This window comes from Streptomyces venezuelae, assembly GCF_008642375.1.
Taxonomy (GTDB): Bacteria; Actinomycetota; Actinomycetes; order Streptomycetales; family Streptomycetaceae; genus Streptomyces; species Streptomyces venezuelae_G.
In genome coordinates this window covers 6,631,171-6,647,476 of the sequence record NZ_CP029194.1, presented here as the reverse complement: position 1 = coordinate 6,647,476, position 16,306 = coordinate 6,631,171, and the positions used below count along the sequence as shown (strand labels likewise).

At 73.2% G+C, this 16,306-nt stretch carries 15 protein-coding genes; 6 read left to right on the top strand and 9 right to left on the bottom strand.

Annotated features, from left to right (window positions below; all coding sequences use genetic code 11):
* Positions 1-89 precede the first annotated feature (89 nt).
* Positions 90-764: a GntR family transcriptional regulator gene (locus DEJ46_RS30380; RefSeq protein ID WP_150271483.1), complete on the top strand. Its 675-nt coding sequence runs from the start codon at positions 90-92 to the stop codon at positions 762-764.
* Between the two features lie 156 nt (positions 765-920).
* Here DEJ46_RS30380 and DEJ46_RS30375 read toward each other — a convergent pair whose 3' ends face one another.
* Positions 921-2,099, bottom strand: coding sequence for a hypothetical protein (locus DEJ46_RS30375; protein WP_150271481.1), 1,179 nt, complete (start codon positions 2,097-2,099; stop codon positions 921-923).
* Positions 2,096-3,028, bottom strand: a complete 933-nt coding sequence (locus DEJ46_RS30370; protein WP_150274891.1) for a 5-dehydro-4-deoxyglucarate dehydratase — start codon at positions 3,026-3,028, stop codon at positions 2,096-2,098. Before DEJ46_RS30370 ends, DEJ46_RS30375 begins: the two co-directional genes overlap by 4 nt.
* A 258-nt stretch (positions 3,029-3,286) precedes the next feature.
* Here DEJ46_RS30370 and DEJ46_RS30365 point away from each other — a divergent pair, with 258 nt between their 5' ends.
* A complete protein-coding gene (locus tag DEJ46_RS30365; RefSeq protein WP_150271480.1) occupies positions 3,287-4,096 on the top strand; it encodes an NAD-dependent epimerase/dehydratase family protein in 810 nt (269 codons plus the stop codon).
* A 237-nt stretch (positions 4,097-4,333) separates the two neighbouring features.
* Here the strand turns inward: DEJ46_RS30365 and DEJ46_RS30360 are convergent, their stop codons facing one another.
* Positions 4,334-5,308, bottom strand: a complete 975-nt coding sequence (locus DEJ46_RS30360; protein ID WP_150271478.1) for an AraC family transcriptional regulator — start codon at positions 5,306-5,308, stop codon at positions 4,334-4,336.
* Between the two features lie 55 nt (positions 5,309-5,363).
* Here DEJ46_RS30360 and DEJ46_RS30355 point away from each other — a divergent pair, with 55 nt between their 5' ends.
* Together DEJ46_RS30355 and DEJ46_RS30350 are read left to right on the top strand one after the other, a co-directional pair.
* A complete protein-coding gene (locus DEJ46_RS30355; RefSeq protein WP_150271476.1) occupies positions 5,364-5,603 on the top strand; it encodes a hypothetical protein in 240 nt (79 codons plus the stop codon).
* Between the two features lie 36 nt (positions 5,604-5,639).
* The gene (locus tag DEJ46_RS30350; RefSeq protein WP_190622966.1) at positions 5,640-6,875 is read left to right on the top strand and encodes a TerD family protein; all 1,236 of its coding nucleotides are present in this window, start codon (positions 5,640-5,642) and stop codon (positions 6,873-6,875) included.
* A 42-nt stretch (positions 6,876-6,917) separates the two neighbouring features.
* Here the strand turns inward: DEJ46_RS30350 and DEJ46_RS30345 are convergent, their stop codons facing one another.
* From DEJ46_RS30345 to DEJ46_RS30330, 4 genes are all read right to left on the bottom strand, one after another.
* Positions 6,918-7,937, bottom strand: coding sequence for a 1-aminocyclopropane-1-carboxylate deaminase (locus DEJ46_RS30345; RefSeq protein ID WP_150271474.1), 1,020 nt, complete (start codon positions 7,935-7,937; stop codon positions 6,918-6,920).
* Positions 7,938-7,991: 54 nt separating this feature from the next.
* Positions 7,992-8,687, bottom strand: coding sequence for a GntR family transcriptional regulator (locus tag DEJ46_RS30340; protein ID WP_150271472.1), 696 nt, complete (start codon positions 8,685-8,687; stop codon positions 7,992-7,994).
* A 146-nt stretch (positions 8,688-8,833) separates the two neighbouring features.
* Positions 8,834-10,261 carry an alkaline phosphatase PhoX gene (locus tag DEJ46_RS30335; protein WP_150271470.1) on the bottom strand — a complete coding sequence of 476 codons (1,428 nt, stop codon included), beginning with the start codon at positions 10,259-10,261 and terminating at the stop codon, positions 8,834-8,836.
* A 261-nt stretch (positions 10,262-10,522) separates the two neighbouring features.
* Positions 10,523-12,028, bottom strand: coding sequence for a hypothetical protein (locus DEJ46_RS30330; RefSeq protein WP_150271468.1), 1,506 nt, complete (start codon positions 12,026-12,028; stop codon positions 10,523-10,525).
* Between the two features lie 254 nt (positions 12,029-12,282).
* Between DEJ46_RS30330 and DEJ46_RS30325 the strand changes: the two genes are divergently transcribed.
* The gene (locus DEJ46_RS30325; RefSeq protein WP_150271466.1) at positions 12,283-14,121 is read left to right on the top strand and encodes an endonuclease/exonuclease/phosphatase family protein; all 1,839 of its coding nucleotides are present in this window, start codon (positions 12,283-12,285) and stop codon (positions 14,119-14,121) included.
* Positions 14,122-14,136: 15 nt separating this feature from the next.
* Here the strand turns inward: DEJ46_RS30325 and DEJ46_RS30320 are convergent, their stop codons facing one another.
* Positions 14,137-14,856, bottom strand: coding sequence for an antibiotic biosynthesis monooxygenase (locus DEJ46_RS30320; protein WP_150271464.1), 720 nt, complete (start codon positions 14,854-14,856; stop codon positions 14,137-14,139).
* An 86-nt stretch (positions 14,857-14,942) separates the two neighbouring features.
* Between DEJ46_RS30320 and DEJ46_RS30315 the strand changes: the two genes are divergently transcribed.
* Positions 14,943-15,386 (top strand): GNAT family N-acetyltransferase, encoded by a 444-nt coding sequence (locus DEJ46_RS30315; RefSeq protein WP_150271462.1) that lies wholly within the window; start codon positions 14,943-14,945, stop codon positions 15,384-15,386.
* A gap of 55 nt (positions 15,387-15,441) precedes the next feature.
* On the opposite strand, the gene DEJ46_RS30310 is transcribed toward DEJ46_RS30315, so the two are convergent.
* Positions 15,442-16,179, bottom strand: a complete 738-nt coding sequence (locus DEJ46_RS30310) for an SDR family NAD(P)-dependent oxidoreductase (RefSeq protein ID WP_150271461.1) — start codon at positions 16,177-16,179, stop codon at positions 15,442-15,444.
* Positions 16,180-16,306 lie beyond the last annotated feature (127 nt).

Sequence of the window (16,306 nt, the reverse complement as noted above, 5' to 3'; positions counted from 1 at the left end):
CGGCGCGGACTGCGCGCGGCCGGGTCGCGCGCCCGTCTGCGAAGATCGGGCGACGGCAGCCCCGACCCCGCCGGACTGGAGCCCTCCCCATGACCGCCTCTCGCCCCGACGCCCCCACGTCCCTGCGGGAGCAGGTGTACGTGGAGCTGCGCGAGCGGATCATCGAGGCGGAGTACCCGGCGGGGACGCGGCTCGTGGAGCGGGAGATCGCCGACGAGCTGCGGGTCTCCCGGGTGCCGGTGCGCGAGGCTATGCAGCGGCTGGAGTCGGAGGGGTTCCTCTCCGTGCAGCCGCGCCGGGGTGCGGTGGTGACGGACTTCGGCCCGGAGGACGCAGCGCACCTCTTCGACGTACGGGAGAACCTGGAGGGCCTGGCCGCCCGCCTGGCCGCCCGGCACGCGAGCCCCGAGGAGCTGCGCGAGCTGGAGGAGCTGCTCGCCCGGGCGAGACGGGCGGCGGAGTCCGGACGTCTCCGCGAGGCGGTCGCGTTCAACGCCGACTTCCACCGGGCCGTCGTCGAGCTCTCCGGCAACCCCCTGCTGGTGGACCTGATGGCCCCGCTCGACTCCCGGCTGCGCCGGCTCTTCCGGCTCACCTCGGCGCAGTCGGACGGCGAGCCCATGTGCGGGGCCCACGAGCAGCTCTACGAGGCCGTCCACGACCGCGACGAGGCCGCCGCGGAGTCCTTGGCCCGCGCCCACGTCGCGGCCACCCGCACCTCGGCCCTGCGGACACTCGAGAACCGCTGGAACCAGGCCGGTTGACCCGCTCGGCCAGGGTGCGCGGATCTCACACACACGGACGCACCCTCCTCAGGCGACCTGCCTCACCGGGAGCGGCAGCGTCTCGCGGCTGAACCCCGACCGGATCACGTCCCTGACGGCCCTGCCGGCCCTTCCCGCACTGGTCGCGGGGATCGGTCACGCGCCGGCCGTGCGCCGCCTGCGCGCGGAGCGCCGCACCCCCTGGCCCAGCTTCCGCAGGGCCGTGCGGACCGCGTCCAGGTCCGTGTCCGAGGCCAGTCCCGCGTGGTAGAGCCGCAGTTCGGTCGCGCCTTCGTCGCGGGCCCGTTCGGCGTCGCGGGCCAGGTGGTCGGGGGCGCCGCCCATGCCGGTGACGACGGACAGGTTGGCGGCGACGACCGTGCCGGGGCCGGCGTGGGCCGCGAAGGCGGCGACCTTCGGGGGGCGGGCGACCACGCCGTCCGCGAGGGCGAGGACGTGTGCCGGGTCCGTGCCGGCGTCGGCGCCGCAGCGGTACGGGTCCGGGTCGGCGTGCAGCAGGACGCGGAAGCCGGGCGGGGCGGCGGCCCGTACCGCGGCCACGGCGGCCTCCTGGAAGGAGCGGGCGGTCCCGGCGCGCCAGGCCAGGACGGGGGGCTCCAGGGCGCCGAGGCCGAGCGCCGGGCCTGAGCCGGCCCAGACGGGGGCGAGGGCCCGGCGGACGGCGGCGGCCAGTTCGTCGGGGTCGGCGCCGCCGTTCCCGTACCCCTCGCGGCAGGAGGGGCAGAAGCAGAGGGACATCAGGTACTGCTCGCGGTCGCCCAGCGGGACCCCGGAGGTCTTGTCGTGGGCGTGCAGATGGGCGAGGCCGTACCAGCCGCAGGACTCCAGCTCGGTGCCGGCCGTGCCGGGGCGCACGGCGGCCTCGGCCGCCAGGCCGACGAGCAGGGCGCGGACGTCGGGGCGGGCGATGCAGGGGGCCCAGGGGTAGCGGTCGCCGTAGGCGTTGACGACGGAGGTCTCGGGGTGTTCGGCGCCGAGCCGGGAGTTGTGGGCGAGGACGACCCAGCTGTGGACGTCGAGTCCGGTTCCGGCAAGCACCTCGGCGGCCCGGCCGTAGGAGTCGCCGGGGGCCCAGTCCCCCGCCGGGTACGGGCGGAGCGCGCGGCCCGCCCAGCGGTCCGGGTCCGGCGGGTAGAGCACGGCGGCGTGCTCGGCGGTGACGATCCGGTGGGCCGGGTGGCGGGGGCTCAGCGCCCGGGTGGAGTGGTAGGCGGCCGCGAGGGTGACCTGCGCGACGCCCAGCTCCGCGAGGAGCCCGGGCGCGGCGGGGTCGCCGTCGACGTCCCAGGGGTAGAGGAAGGCCGCCGCTCTCATGCGCCGGCCTCCTTCAGGAGGGTCCGGCCGCGCTCGACGAGCCGGGCGAGTTCGGCGAGGTGTTCGGGGGCGGGCTCGCTCAGCGGCGGCCGTACGCCTCCGACGTCCAGCCCCTCCATCCGTACCGCCGCCTTGACGAGCGAGACGGCGTAACCCCGGCCCTGGGCGCGGAGTTCGACGAGCGGCCGGTAGAAGCCGTCGACGAGCAGGTCCACCGTCGCGTCGTCGCCGGTGGTGAGGGCCCGGTGGAAGGCGAGCGCGAGATCGGGGGCGAAGCAGAAGACGGCGGAGGAGTAGAGGGTGATGCCGATGCCCCGGTAGGCGGCGCCGGTGAGTTCGGCGGTCGGCAGGCCGTTGAAGTAGAGCAGGTCGAGGCCCTCGGAGCGGACGGCGCTGACGATGCGCTGCATGAGGTCGAGGTCGCCGAGGCCGTCCTTGAGGCCGATGACGCCGTCGGTGCGGGCGAGGGCGACGGCCGTCTCGGGGGTGAGGATCGCGTTGTCCCGCTGGTAGACGATGACGTCGAGCGAGGTGGCGGCGGCGAGTTCGGTGTAGTGGCGCAGCAGTCCGGCCTGGTCGGCCACGACGAGGTACGGGGGCATGGCGAGGAGTCCGTCGGCGCCGGCCTCCTCGGCGAGCCGCGCGTACCGGACCGCGAGCGCGGTGCCGTAGCCGGTTCCGGCGACGACGGGGACGCGGCCCGCGGCCTCCTCGACGGCGGCGGCGACGCAGACCCGGAACTCCTCCGGGGTGAGGGCGTGGAACTCGCCCGTGCCGCAGCAGGCGAAGACGGCCGCGGCGCCCGCGTCGACGCCCGCACGGACGTGGGCGCGGAAGACGTCGAGGTCGAGGGAACCGTCAGGACCGAAGGCGGTGACGGGGAAGAAGAGCAGGCCGTCGAGCCGGCCGGCGAGCGAGGCAGTGGTCACGGGCGCTCCCAGGAAGTCCGTCGCGTACAGCCGCCCCTCTGCACGATCGTGCACAGTTCTGACTGTCATCCATATTCTTGAACACCGACGTGCTGCACGCTAGAACAGCCCGGAAGGGGCGGTCAAGAAGGGAACGCGCCGTATCGCGGAGTCTTGACGCTCCGTCGGACCGCTCCCTACCGTGTCCACGGTTGTGAACGACGCCCAGCTGTCTGGCAGTCAAAGCCAGTCGGCCACCCGACGGAGGAGAACCACTCCATGTCCGCACCCCGCACCGTCCTCCTCACCGGCGCCGCCGGCGGCGTCGGCACGCTGATGCGGGAGCTGCTGCCCCCGTACGGCTACGAGCTCCGCCTCCTGGACGTCGCCCCCGTGCAGGGAGCACCGGACGCGATCGTCGCCGACCTCGCGGACCGCGCGGCGCTGCGCGAGGCGGTCCGGGGCGTCGACGCGGTCGTGCACCTGGCGGGGATCTCCCTGGAGGCCGACTTCGACAAGATCATGGCCGCCAACATCGCCGGGACGTACCACCTCTACGAGGCCGCCCGCGAGGAGGGCGTCCGGCGGGTCGTCCTCGCCTCCAGCAACCACGCCGTCGGCTTCACCCGCCGCCCGCGCGAGGGCGAGCCGGTCGTCCCGGTCGACACCCCGCACCGCCCCGACACCTTCTACGGCCTCTCCAAGTGCTTCGGCGAGGACCTGGCCCAGCTCTACTGGGACCTGCACGGCATCGAGACGGTCTCCGTGCGCATCGGCTCCTGCTTCCCCGAGCCCACCTCGGTGCGGATGCTCTCGATGTGGCTCAGCCCCGCGGACTGCGCCCGCCTCCTGCACGCCTCGCTCACCGCCGGGTCCGTGGGCCACACCGTGGTGTACGGCTCCTCCGCCAACACCCGTGCGTGGTGGGACCTCTCGACGGCCCGGGCCCTCGGCTTCGATCCGCAGGACGACTCGGAGGCGTACGCGGAGAAGATCGTCGCCGACAAGGGCCTTCCCGAGGAGGGCAGCGCCGACGACCTCTACCTGGGCGGCCACTTCTGCGTGAACCCGCCGCGCTGGCCGCACTGACGGGGAGGGAGGACGTACGCAGGACCCGGCCGGACTTAAACGGGGGAGCCGGCCGGGGCCCGGGTCACGGGTTGCGCGCTGGCAGACCGGACATGTCCACGGTAAGCGCGCACGAAGATCATCGCGAGCCGTTGAACGCGGCCTCTGTCCGGATTGCGCGGCCCGCTCACGCGACGCCCCGCACGCCCCTCACCTGCGGCCCTCTCGCCTGCACGCGCTCCACCCGGACGCGCCGGGTCACTCGCCCGCCCGCAAGGTCCGGGACGGGGACTCGCCGTACTTCTCGCGGTAGCGCGCGGCGAACCGGCCCTGGTGGGCGAAGCCCCAGCGCCAGGCCACCTCGCTCACGGTCACCTCGTCCGGCGCGGCCGTCCGCAGCTCCTCGCGGACCCGGTCGAGACGGACCTCCCGGACGTACGCCATCGGGGACATCCCCACGTACTCCCGGAAGGACTCCTGGAGGCGCCGCACGCTCACCCGGGCCAGGGCCGCGAGTTCGGTGGTCGTGAACGGGTGCTCGGGGCGCTCCCGCACCGCGTCCATCGCGCGCTTGACCGGCGCAGGGCGGCGCGCCTCCCCCGGGTGGGCGAGCGCCTCGCGCCAGGGGTGCTCGGCGGCCAGGAGCAGGCCGTTGAGCAGCGCCTCCTGGAGCGGCCGCGCGACCAGCTCGTGGTGGGCGAGCCCCTCCCCCGCGAGCGCCTCGTAGGCGACCTGGCGGGCGAAGCGCACCCAGCTCAGACCGGGGCCCCGCGAGATGTCCAGGCGGGGCGCGAAGGCGAGCGGCCCGCTCGCCGGGCGCCCGAGGAGGCGCTCCAGGCGGTCACGGAGCTCGGCCGCGCCGATCTTCACGGAGAGGGTCCGGCAGTCCCCGCTCCAGCGGTCGAGGAAGGTGTCCCCCGCCGGGTCGAGGAGCAGTGCCTCGGTGGCCGTCGCGACGATCCCCGTGCGGCTGCCCTGACGCATCTCCATCCTGCCGCTGAGCGGGGCGTTGAGGTGGTACGCGCCGAGCTCGCCGAAGCTCATCCGCACGTCGGTCCCGCAGCTCAGGTCGCCGATGACCAGCGGTCCGAGGGCGACGGTGTCGAAGCGCGCAGCGAAGGGCCTCTGCCGGTCGACCACGTCCATGCGGTTCGCGTAGTAGCGCGCGTCGAGCTCCTCGCGCGCCTCGTCGACGTCCTCCGTGCGGAACGAACTCCCGCCCACTGTCCCCATGGGTCGAAAGAATATTCATATGACGGATCTGACCGGGAACGGCAGGATGCCCGGCATGCCGAGACCCCAGGGATTCACCTACGAGCGCCGCGGCGACGGCTCCGTCGTCCTCACCCACCACGGCCGCGCCGCGGGCGTGCTGCGCGGCGGGCGGGCGGAGAAGTTCCTGGCGGAGGTGGAGGCGGGGGACGCCCAGCTGGTCATGGCCCGGTGGACGGGCGCGTACCGCTTCGGCAACGAGCGGCAGGCCAGGAACCACCCTCGTAACCAAGGTGGCCCAACCCGCCGAGGGTAAGGGAACGGCAAAGCGGTCCGGATCGTTACCCCTGGCATGACCGCTATGACCCCCGGCTCGAACATCCCTCTCACCGCCGCGCGCGTGGCGGTGGACGTCGCCGCCCCGGTGCGGCTCGACGTCTCGGGCCTGCTGCTCGGCGCCAACGGCAAGGTGCGCTCGGACGACGACTTCATCTTCTACAACCAGCCCGCCGGGCCCGGTGTGACCTACCGCTCCGGCGGCGGCACCGCGCCCGACGCGATCGTGGTGGACACGGGCGCGGTCCCGGCCGGCATCGAGAGGATCGTCGTCACGGCGAGCCCCGACGCCGCGGGCCAGACCTTCCAGGGCATCGAGCCCACCGCGACCGTGCGGAACGCGGACGACGGCACGGTCCTCGCCACCTTCACCCCGCCGCGGCTCGCCACCGAGACCGCGCTGGTGGTCGTCGAGATCTATCTGCGCAACGGCGCGTGGAAGGCCCGGGCCGTGGGCCAGGGCTACGCGAACGGGCTTGCCGGCATCGCGACGGACTTCGGCGTCTCCGTGGACGACGAGCCCGCCGCCGCCCAGGCCCCCGCCCCGGCGCCCGTCGCCCCGCCGGCCCCGCCCGCGCCGCCCGTCGCCGCCCCGCTGGACCCGCGGATCGCGGCCTCGGCGCCCCCGGCTCCGGCCGCTCCCCCGGCAGCCCCCGCCGCCCCCGTCTCCACCGGCAAGATCAACCTCGACAAGGGCCGGGTCAGCCTCCAGAAGAACCAGACGGTGTCCCTGGTCAAGGGCGGCCGGCCGCTGCTCTCCCAGGTCAAGATGGGCCTCGGCTGGGAGCCGGCCTACCGCGGCAAGGACATCGACCTGGACGCCTCCGTCATCGCGTACGGGCCGCAGCGCAACCACCTGGACAGCTGCTACTTCGGCAAGCTGTCGATCCTCAACGGCTCGATCAAGCACTCCGGCGACAACCTCACGGGCGAGGGCGCGGGCGACGACGAGGTGATCGTCGTCGACCTCGGCCGGCTGCCCGCCGACGCCACCGGCCTCGTCTTCACGGTCAACTCCTTCTCCGGCCAGAAGTTCACCGAGGTCGCCAAGGCCTACTGCCGGCTGATGGACGCGGCCACCGGCGAGGAGCTGGTCCGCTTCGACCTCACCACCGCCGAGCCGCAGACGGGCGTGATGATGGCCAAGCTGATCAAGCAGTTCAGCGGCGAGTGGGAGATGACGGCGATGGGCGAGTTCGTGAAGTCCCGGACGGTCCGGGGCATGGTGAAGCCCGCCGCCCAGTCGCTCTGAGCGGCGGGCTCCGCCCCTGGGGGGTGCTGTCCTGCCCCTCCCTTACGAGAACAGCGCACTGTAACCGTTGAGGGCGGGCTGACCGCCGAGGTGGGCGTAGAGAACGGTCGAGTCCCGGCCGATCTCTCCCCGCTCCACCAGGTCGATCAGGCCCGCCATCGACTTCCCCTCGTACACGGGGTCGGTGATCATGCCCTCGGTGCGGGCGGCGAGCCGCATCGCGTCGAGGGTGGCCTCGTCCGGGAGGCCGTAGACGCCGGCGTGGTAGCGCTCGTCGAGCTCGACGTCGGCCGCCGTCACCTCGCGTTCGACGCCGATGAGCGCGGCCGTGTCGCGGGCGATCCGGGTGATCTGCTCGTGTGTCGGGCCGGGCTTCGCCGAGGCGTCGACGCCGAGGATCCGGCGGGCCGGTCCGCCTTCCTCGGCGAGCGCGGCGAAGCCCGCGACCATCCCGGCCTGCGTGGAGCCGGTCACCGAGCAGACGACCACCGTGTCGAAGTGGACGCCGAGCTCGCGCTCCTGCTCGGCCACCTCGTACGCCCAGTTCGCGAAGCCGAGCCCGCCGAGCGGGTGGTCGGAGGCACCCGCCGGGATCGCGTACGGCTTCCCGCCGCTCTCCTCGACCTCCCGCAGGGCCTGCTCCCAGCTCTCCTTGAAGCCGATGCCGAAGCCCGCCCGCACGAGGCGCACGTCGGCGCCGGCGAGGCGGCTGATCAGGATGTTGCCGACCTTGTCGTAGACGGGGTCCGGCCAGTCGACCCAGCTCTCCTGCACGAGGACGCAGGCAAGCCCGGCGCGGGCGGCGACGGCGGCGACCTGGCGGGTGTGATTGGACTGGACCCCGCCGATGGAGACGAGGGTGTCGCAGCCCTGGGCGAGGGCGTCGGCGACCAGGTACTCCAGCTTGCGGGTCTTGTTCCCGCCGTACGCGACACCGGAGTTGCAGTCCTCGCGCTTGGCCCAGAGCGTGGCGCCGCCGAGGTGGTGGGTGAGCCGTTCCAGGGGGTGGACCGGAGAGGGCCCGAAGAGGAGCGGGTAGCGTGCGAAATCGGTGATCGGCAAAACGGCTCCCGGTGGGTCCTGTGGGTGGGCTGCTGGTCGACGCCCCTGAAGGCGCTACACGTGGTCCTCGGGCGCCGGGATGCCGGTGACCTCGGCCACCTCGACGGCGTCGTCCGCGAGTTGTTCGAGCGCCGCCCAGATCTCGGTGGTGATCCGGACCGCGGCCTCCGCGTCCCCGCTCTCGCACGCGTCGATCAGCCGGGCGTGCAGCTCGGCGGAGCCGCAGCTGCCGGAGTCGCCGAAGAGCCGCCGCTCGACGCGGCGGATCAGCGGGGTGTAGCGCGCGATGGTGGCGGCGGCGGCGTGGTTGCCGCTGGCGACGACGAGGACCTGGTGCAGCTCGTCGTCGGCGCGGAGCGCGGCCTCGACGTCGGAGTCCCGGACGGCCGCGGAGAATCGCTCGTTGGCCTCGCGCATGGCCCGGACGCCCTCGGGGCCGAGCAGCGGGACCCCGGTGCGGGCGGCGAGTTCGTGCATCACGCGCACGACGGAGGCCGCGTCCCTGACCACCCGGCTGACCGGCCGGGTGACCCGGGTGTAGCTCTGCGGTTTGGTCTCGACGAGCCCCTCGATGCAGAGCCGGGCCAGGGCCTCGCGCACGGGCGCGCGCGAGAGCCCGAGGAGGCCGGCGAGGTCGGCGTCCTTCAGCGGGGCGCCGGGGGCGAGGTCGCCGCGCACGATGGCCTCGCGCAGTGCCTCGTACGCCCGGTCGCGCAGAAGGGTCCGACCCACGGGCCGCAGTGCGTCCATGGGCTGACATGTTAGATGTCAGCCCATGGACCTGACCAGGGGTCAGAGGGGCAGACCGGGTGGTCCGGAAGGGCAGGCCGGAAGGCCGGCCGGGGCCGGACCCGGAGGCCGGACCAGAGGGTCGGACCACAAGGCCTGCCGGTGGCTCAGCGGCGGGGCTGGCGGCGCCAGGGGCCGGTGATCGCGAGCAGGATGCCCGGCTCCTGGATGTTGGCGAAGAGCGTCCCGCCGTCGGGCGAGAAGCAGACCCCGGTGAACTCCGCGCCGTTGAAATCGTTGCGGGCGATCGGGTACGTCCGGCCGGAGTCGGTCGCGCCGAAGAGGTGCTGCAGGCCCCGGCCGTCCTCGGCGATCACGATCCCGCCGTGCGGGGAGACGGTGATGTTGTCGGGGCCGTCGAAGGCGCCGTCCTCGCCGGGCGCGGCGTTCACGCCGAACAGCACCTTGAGGGTGAGGGTGCGGCGCCTGGGGTCGTAGAACCAGACCTGGCCGTCGTGCGAGGGGCCGGGGCTCCACTCCTCGCGCGCGAAGGACGAGACGACGTACGCGCCGCCGTCGGCCCACCACATGCCCTCCAGCTTGCAGCCGCGGGTGACCCGGCCGTCCGCGAACTGCTTGCGGACGGGGACCGTGCGGGCGTCGCGGTCGGGGACGTCGACCCAGTCCACGCCGTAGACGGTGCCGATCCGGGTGGCCTGCGAGAGGTCCGCGACGAAACGGCCGCCGGAGTCGGTGCACTTGAAGGCCTGGAGCACACCGGCGTCGTCGGCGAGCGTACGGAGCTTTCCGCGCCCGTGCTCGAAGCCCTTCGGCGGCACCCAGCGGAAGAACAGGCCGAAGGGCAGGGCGGCGTCCTCGGTGAGGTAGGCGTGGCCGCGCTTCGGGTCGATGACGACGGCCTCGTGGTCGAAGCGGCCGAAGGCCTTGACCGGCTTCGGGTCGAGGTTGGCGCGCCGGTCGCGCGGGTCGACCTCGAAGATGTAGCCGTGGTCCCTGGTCATGCCGTTGACGCCCGCGAGGTCGGAGTTCTCCTCGCCGGTCAGCCAGGTGCCCCAGGCGGTGCTGCCACCCGCGCAGTTGGTGGAGGTGCCGGCGAGCCCGACCCACTCCGCGACGGTGCCGTCGCGGTGCACCTCGACGACGGTGCAGCCGCCGGGGGCGGCCGGGTCGTAGACGAGTCCCTCGGTGAGCGGGACCGGGTGCGGCCAGTTCGAGCGGGGGCCGTAGAGCTCGTGGTTGTTGACGAGGTACGTGGTGCCGCGCGGGCCGGCGAAGGCCGCGGTGCCGTCGTGGTTGGAGGGCGTTAACTCACCGCTCTCCAGGCGGGTGACGCCGCTGTGCGTGACGACGCGGTACGAGAACCCGGCCGGCAGGGCGAGGATGCCCTCGGGGTCGGCGACGAGCGGCCCGTACCCGAGCGCGTGGCCCGCGCCGTGCCCGGCTCCGTACACCTCCGGCTCGTCGGAGGCGAGCGCCTCGGGTGCGGTGGCGAGAGCACCGACGACTCCGGTGAGGGCGAGCCCCGCACCGGCGACGGCGGACTGCTTGGTGAACTCTCGGCGATTGAGGGGCATGGCGTAAGGGTCTCCCTAAGGCGGGTGGATCACATGGGCCACCCTCCCGTGCCCCCACGAACGCGAGCTAAACGCCACGGGAACGCCGGCCGGGCATCGCAGGAGCGGTCACCGACCGACACCCGCCGGACCCGACGCGGCGCCGCCCGGAAACGGGCCGGCGGCACCGCACGGCACCGCCCACCCGACCCGCGCCGCCCGGCCGGTCAGGCCGGGCCGCCCGACCCTCGCCGCCCGGCCCGGCTGCCAAGGCCCGGACCGTCAGGAGCCCGACCGCGAGCGGGCCTTGAAGGCCGACTTGCGGGCCTCCTTCGCGGCCGTCTTGTCCCGGTGCAGCCGGCCCATCGCCTCCAGGACCTCCGCCGTCGCCGGGTGCTCCACCCGCCACGCCGCCTCGAAGAAGCCGCTGTGCCGGCCGGTGAGCCCCTCGATCAGCTCCTGGACCTCCTCCAGGTCGCCGTCCGCGTCGAGCTGCGCCGCGATCGTGTCGATCGCCAGCCAGAAGATCATCGACTCCGAGGGCGCGGGCACGTCCGCCGCGCCCCGCTCCGCGAGCCAGACCCGCGCCAGGCCGCCGAGCTCCGCGTCGTCCAGGACCTCCCGGACCGCCGGCTCCGCCTCCGTGCCCACCAGGGAGAGCGCCTGCTGGCAGTGGAGGCGGCGGAGCGGCGAACCCGCGTCCGTGCCCCGCGCGGCGTGCAGCAGCTCCCGCGCCGCGGTCTCGACGTCGCGGCCGGAGAGCCACGCGGCGGTCTCGGCGCGCGCGGCGTCCTCCGGGTAGCCCGCGATCCCGCCGAGGAGCACGTCGGCGCCCTTGTCGGCGAGGTCGCCGACGGCGGGCGCGTCCACACCGGCGTCGAGCATCCGGGCCCGGACGCCGTAGAGACCGAGCGGGGTGAGCCGGACCATGCCGTAGCGCGAGACGTCCTCGTCGTCGAGCGGCGCGGCGGGCTCCTCACCCTCCTCGGCCATCAGGGCCTCGTCGACGGGCTGGTACTCGACGAGTCCGATGGCCTCCAGGAGGCGGAACTGCTCGTCGAGCCGCATCATCGCGTCCGAGACCTGCTCCAGGACGTCGTCGGTCGGTTCGCCCATGTCGTCGGGGACGACCATCGAGGCGGCGAGCGCGGGCAGCGGCACGGGCCCGTCGCCGGGTCCGCCCTCGCTGACGGTCAGCAGGTAGAGGTTGCCGAGCACGCCCTCCAGGAACTCGCCCTCCATCTCGGGGTCCCAGTCCAGCGACTCGAGGTCGATCTCGCCGTCCTCGCCGACGATCGTGTCCAGGTCGTCGAGGACCGGCACGACGGCGTCGGCGAAGACCGCGTCGAAGCCGTCCAGCCAGATCGTGAGGACGTCCTGGGGCGAACCGCCGGTGACCAGGGCCAGGTTCTCGCCGGGTCCCGCCTCGCCGGGCGTCTCGTCGTCCGCGCCGTCCTCGACCGACACGAGGCCGGTGTCGACGGCGAGCCGCCAGGCGTCGGCCGCCAGCATCTCGGCCTCCTCCACGGCTTCCTCGTAGGCCTCCGTGTCCGCGAAGGACCCGGCGCCCTCGTCGCCGTCCGCCTCGACGGTGAGGCCCAGGATCTCGACGGCGTCCTGCAGTTGCTCGTCGACGAGCTCACCGCCCGCGCCGACCCGCGTCTCGGGGCCGGCCCAGCGGGCGAGCCGCACGGCGCGGGCGAGGAGGGGCGCGGCCAGGGCGTCCCGCGCCAGCTCCGCGTCCGCGGGAAGCCGAACGGGGGGAAGGGTGGGCTGCTCCGCTGACATGTGGGGTGTCTCCTCGACGCGTACGGGTGGGACCCGGGGTGGGACCGGGGGGGGTGGGACAGGAGGGGGGACCGGAGGGGGACTCCGGGGAAAGAGCGGTACTCAGCGTAGACGCATCCGGGGGGTCGTCCGCCGGTTCACAGAACCGTCAGCCTTCGTACACCCGTCGACTCTTGACAAGTTCCCCCCTCTCGCAAGAGATTGACGCGCGTAGATTTATCTGCCGTTCCTCCAAGCACCCTCCGGAGCCCTTGATGCCTTCCTCCATACCGAGATACGCCGCCATCTCCGCCGTCGTCTCCGCCGCCCTCGCCGCCGGCCTGCTCGCCGGTTCGACGAACGCCGCCGCCGACGACAGCGCCACCGGCACGCGCATCCACGACATCCAGGGCACCACCCGCGTCTCCCCCCTCGTGGGCAAGCAGGTCACCGGCGTGACCGGCATCGTCACCGGCGTCCGCACCTACGGCTCGCGCGGCTTCTGGATCCAGGACCCCGAGGCCGACGCGAACCCGGCCACCAGCGAGGGCCTGTTCGTCTTCACCAGCTCGGTCCCGACCGTCGCCGTCGGCGACGCGGTCAGCGTGAACGGCACGGTCACCGAGTACGTCCCGGGCGGCCTGAACTCCGGCAACCAGTCGCTGACCCAGCTCTCCAAGCCTGTGATCACGGTGGTCTCGAAGGGCAACGCGGTCCCGGCCCCGGTGACGATCTCCGCCTGGTCCGTCCCCGACGAGTACACCCCGGCCGGCGACCCGGCCGCCGGCGGCTCGATCAACGGGCTGACGCTCGACCCGGAGACGTACGCCCTGGACTACTACGAGTCCCTGGAGGGCACCAACGTCCGGATCGGCTCCTCGCGGGTGGTCGGCGCCACCGACCCGTACTCCGAGCTCTGGGTGACGGTGAAGCCCTGGGAGAACCGCAACTGGCGCGGCGGCACGGTCTACGGCTCGTACGAGTCCCAGAACACCGGCCGGCTCCAGATCCAGTCGCTGACCCCGATCGCCCAGCAGCCCTTCCCGAAGGCGAACGTCGGCGACCGGCTGACGGGCACCACCGAGGGCCCGCTCGACTTCAACCAGTTCGGCGGCTACACGCTGACGGCCCGCACGCTCGGCACGGTCGAGGACAACGGCCTGGAGCGCGAGACCACGGACAAGCAGCACAAGAACGAGCTGGCCGTGGCGACGTACAACGTCGAGAACCTCGACCCGACCGACCCGCAGGAGAAGTTCGACGCCCTCGCGAAGGCGGTCGTCGACAACCTCGCCGCGCCCGACATCCTGGCCCTGGAGGAGATCCAGGACAACAACGGCGCGAAGAACGACGGCACGGTCGCCGCCGACCAGACGGTCAAGAAGTTCACGGACGCGATCGTCGCGGCCGGCGGCCCGGCGTACGAGTGGCGCTCGGTCGACCCGGAGAACAACAAGGACGGCGGCGAGCCCGGCGGCAACATCCGCCAGGTCTTCCTCTTCAACCCCGAGCGGGTCTCCTTCACGGACCGGGCGGCCACCGACGCGACCGCCGCCACCGCCGTGACCGGCCGGAAGGGCCACGCCGCCCTGACGGTCTCCCCCGGCCGGATCGACCCGGCGAACACGGCCTGGGACAGCAGCCGCAAGCCGCTCGCGGGCGAGTTCGTCTTCCGCGGCCGCACGGTCTTCGTGATCGCCAACCACTTCGGCTCGAAGGGCGGCGACGAGTCCCTCGTCTCGCACCACCAGCCGCCGAACCGTTCCTCCGAGGCGAAGCGACTGCTCCAGGCGCAGGCCGTCAACGCCTTCGTGAAGGACATCGTCGCCCTGGAGAAGCAGGCCGACGTGCTGGTCGTGGGCGACATCAACGACTTCGAGTTCTCCGGGACGACGCAGGCGCTGACGGACGGCGGCGCGCTGTACCCGGCCGTGAAGTCGCTGCCCCGCTCCGAGCGGTACTCGTACGTCTACCAGGGCAACAGCCAGGTCCTCGACCAGATCCTGACCAGCCCGGGCGTGCACCACTTCGAGTACGACAGCGTGCACATCAACGCCGAGTTCGCCGACCAGGACAGCGACCACGACCCGCAGGTCCTGCGCTTCCGCCCGTAGTACCGACCCGGTCGGTCACACGCCCGCGCTGAGGCTCAGCGCGGGCGTGTACTTTCGCACTCGGCTGCCGGCGATCCCGGGGTAGTTCGCCACCGCCGCCCAGGCCTCGCCGACCGGGCCGGTGGCCAGACTCATCAGCCACGCCGTGTGGGCCTGCTCGCTCTCCCACTCGGCGAGGTCGAGGGCGCGGGTGCCGTCGACGGAGAGGTGGAACTGGGCGCCGATCGCGCCCGGTATCCGCTGCGACCCCTCGTCCTGGGCCAGCGCGGTGAACACGCTGTCCACCCAGGCTCTCTGGCGTCCGGCGTCCGGCCCGTCGAACTCGACCTCGACGGCCGCGACCAGGCCCGGTACCGCCCCCGCACTCTCCTCGTTGAGGACGGCGGTCCTGTACGGCGGCGCGTAGCGGTGCGGCTCGACCCGCTCGATCCCGGGGACGGCCGCGTCGATCTCGGCGTCCCGGTCGTCACGGCGGGTGCGGACGAAGTCGTCGTAGGCCTCCTGGGTGGCCCACTGCGCGTAGTGGAGCAGCGTGTCGCCGTCCGCCCCGCGGTAGACGGTGTATCCGAGCAGCCTCGGGTCCGGCCACTCCCGGCTCTCCCAGGCCTTGCGGACGGCCTCGACCGCTGCGCGCTGGCGCTCGGGGGTGCCGACCGACCAGGTGTTGACGAGGACGGCTTCGACGCCGGGACGGTGGATCTCGGGACGGGCGTCGGGGTGTGCGACGGCGTTCATGGAGGGCTCCCTCTTTTCAGTTGGCCATACCGTCTCGCTTCGGCCATGAACGCGGCATGAAATCCCCTTGTGTGAGACTCGGCAGCATGATTCTCCGCCTCGCCACCCGCGCCGAACTGCCCGCCGTCCTCGCCCTCCTGGCAAACGAGGAGCAGGTCGTCGACCCTGCCACGATCGTCGTCACCGAGGCGTACGAGCGGGCCTTCGCGGACATCGGGGCGGATCCGCGCAACGAGATGCTGGTCCTCGTGGACGGCGAGCTCGTCGTGGGCTGCCTCCAGATCACGTACATCCCGGGGCTCGGCAAGGGCGGCGCCGAGCGCGCCCTGGTCGAGGCCGTGCGGATCCGGGCCGACCGGCGGGGCGGCGGTCTCGGGCGGGAGCTGATGGAGCGGGCCGTGGCGCGGGCCCGCGCGCGTGGCTGCGCGCTCGTCCAGCTGACCAGCGACAAACGGCGGACGGAGGCCCACCGCTTCTACGCCTCGCTGGGCTTCGCGCGCAGCCACGACGGTTTCAAGCTGCCCCTCTGAAGGAGAGGTCGGGGACGAGCCGGGTGACGGGCCTGGTGACGGGCCGGGTGGCGGCTCAGCCGAGCAGGTGCCCGCCGCCGTCCACGAGGAGCACCTCGCCGGTGATGTACGAGGCGTGGGCCAGGTCGAAGACCGCCCGCGCGATGTCCTCGGGGCGGCCGACCCGGCGCAGCGGGACGACGTCCGCGACATGGGCCTTGGCCGCGTCGGCGCCGTCGACCCCGTCGAACCAGGGGGTGTCGATGAGTCCGGGTGCGACGGCGTTGACCCGGACGTCGGGCCCGAGGGTCTTGGCGAGGAGCTTCGTCATGTGGTTGACGGCCGCCTTGGAGACCGCGTACGGGATGGAGCTGCCGCCCGGCCGGACGCCGGCCTGGGAGGAGATCGTCACGACGCTGCCGCGGGTCTTCCGCAGGTGCGGGACGGCGGCGGTGACGGTCTGCCAGACGCCGATGACGTTGACGTCGTAGAGGTGCCGCCAGACCTCGGGCGAGGCGGCTTCGAGGTCGTCGTGCGGGATGAACCGGGTGGTGCCGGCGCAGTTGACGAGGATGTCGAGGCGGCCGAGGCGCTCGACGGTCCGCTCGACGAGCTCCTTGGCCTGAATCTCGTCGGAGACGTCGGCCTGCAGGTAGACGGCGCCGGGCAGTTCGGCGGCGAGGCGTTCCCCCGCCTCGACGGAGCGGGCGGAGTTGACGACGACCCGGATGCCGGCCTCGGCGAGGCGGCGGGCGACGGCGGCCCCGATGCCCGAGGACGAGCCGGTGACGAGTGCGACGCGCTGTTCGCTCATGCTGTGTTGTTCTCCATGTCCCCCTGTCGCGCCCGCCGATCATGCCAGAGCGACCCACTCTTCAGCAGTGCTTATCTCTCGAACCAAGAAGAACTACGTGGACCTTCACGGTCATTCACGCCCAGAC

Bases quoted from the DNA above. Each gene is read 5' to 3' on its own strand.
- DEJ46_RS30330 (WP_150271468.1), bottom strand. From the start codon at position 12,028: ATGTCAGCGGAGCAGCCCACCCTTCCCCCCGTTCGGCTTCCCGCGGAC.
- DEJ46_RS30340 (WP_150271472.1), bottom strand. From the start codon at position 8,687: ATGGACGCACTGCGGCCCGTGGGTCGGACCCTTCTGCGCGACCGGGCG.
- DEJ46_RS30380 (WP_150271483.1), top strand. From the start codon at position 90: ATGACCGCCTCTCGCCCCGACGCCCCCACGTCCCTGCGGGAGCAGGTG.
- DEJ46_RS30325 (WP_150271466.1), top strand. From the start codon at position 12,283: ATGCCTTCCTCCATACCGAGATACGCCGCCATCTCCGCCGTCGTCTCC.
- DEJ46_RS30350 (WP_190622966.1), top strand. From the start codon at position 5,640: ATGACCGCTATGACCCCCGGCTCGAACATCCCTCTCACCGCCGCGCGC.
- DEJ46_RS30365 (WP_150271480.1), top strand. From the start codon at position 3,287: ATGTCCGCACCCCGCACCGTCCTCCTCACCGGCGCCGCCGGCGGCGTC.
- DEJ46_RS30375 (WP_150271481.1), bottom strand. From the start codon at position 2,099: ATGAGAGCGGCGGCCTTCCTCTACCCCTGGGACGTCGACGGCGACCCC.
- DEJ46_RS30355 (WP_150271476.1), top strand. From the start codon at position 5,364: ATGCCGAGACCCCAGGGATTCACCTACGAGCGCCGCGGCGACGGCTCC.
- DEJ46_RS30315 (WP_150271462.1), top strand. From the start codon at position 14,943: ATGATTCTCCGCCTCGCCACCCGCGCCGAACTGCCCGCCGTCCTCGCC.
- DEJ46_RS30310 (WP_150271461.1), bottom strand. From the start codon at position 16,179: ATGAGCGAACAGCGCGTCGCACTCGTCACCGGCTCGTCCTCGGGCATC.
- DEJ46_RS30335 (WP_150271470.1), bottom strand. From the start codon at position 10,261: ATGCCCCTCAATCGCCGAGAGTTCACCAAGCAGTCCGCCGTCGCCGGT.
- DEJ46_RS30320 (WP_150271464.1), bottom strand. From the start codon at position 14,856: ATGAACGCCGTCGCACACCCCGACGCCCGTCCCGAGATCCACCGTCCC.
- DEJ46_RS30360 (WP_150271478.1), bottom strand. From the start codon at position 5,308: ATGGGGACAGTGGGCGGGAGTTCGTTCCGCACGGAGGACGTCGACGAG.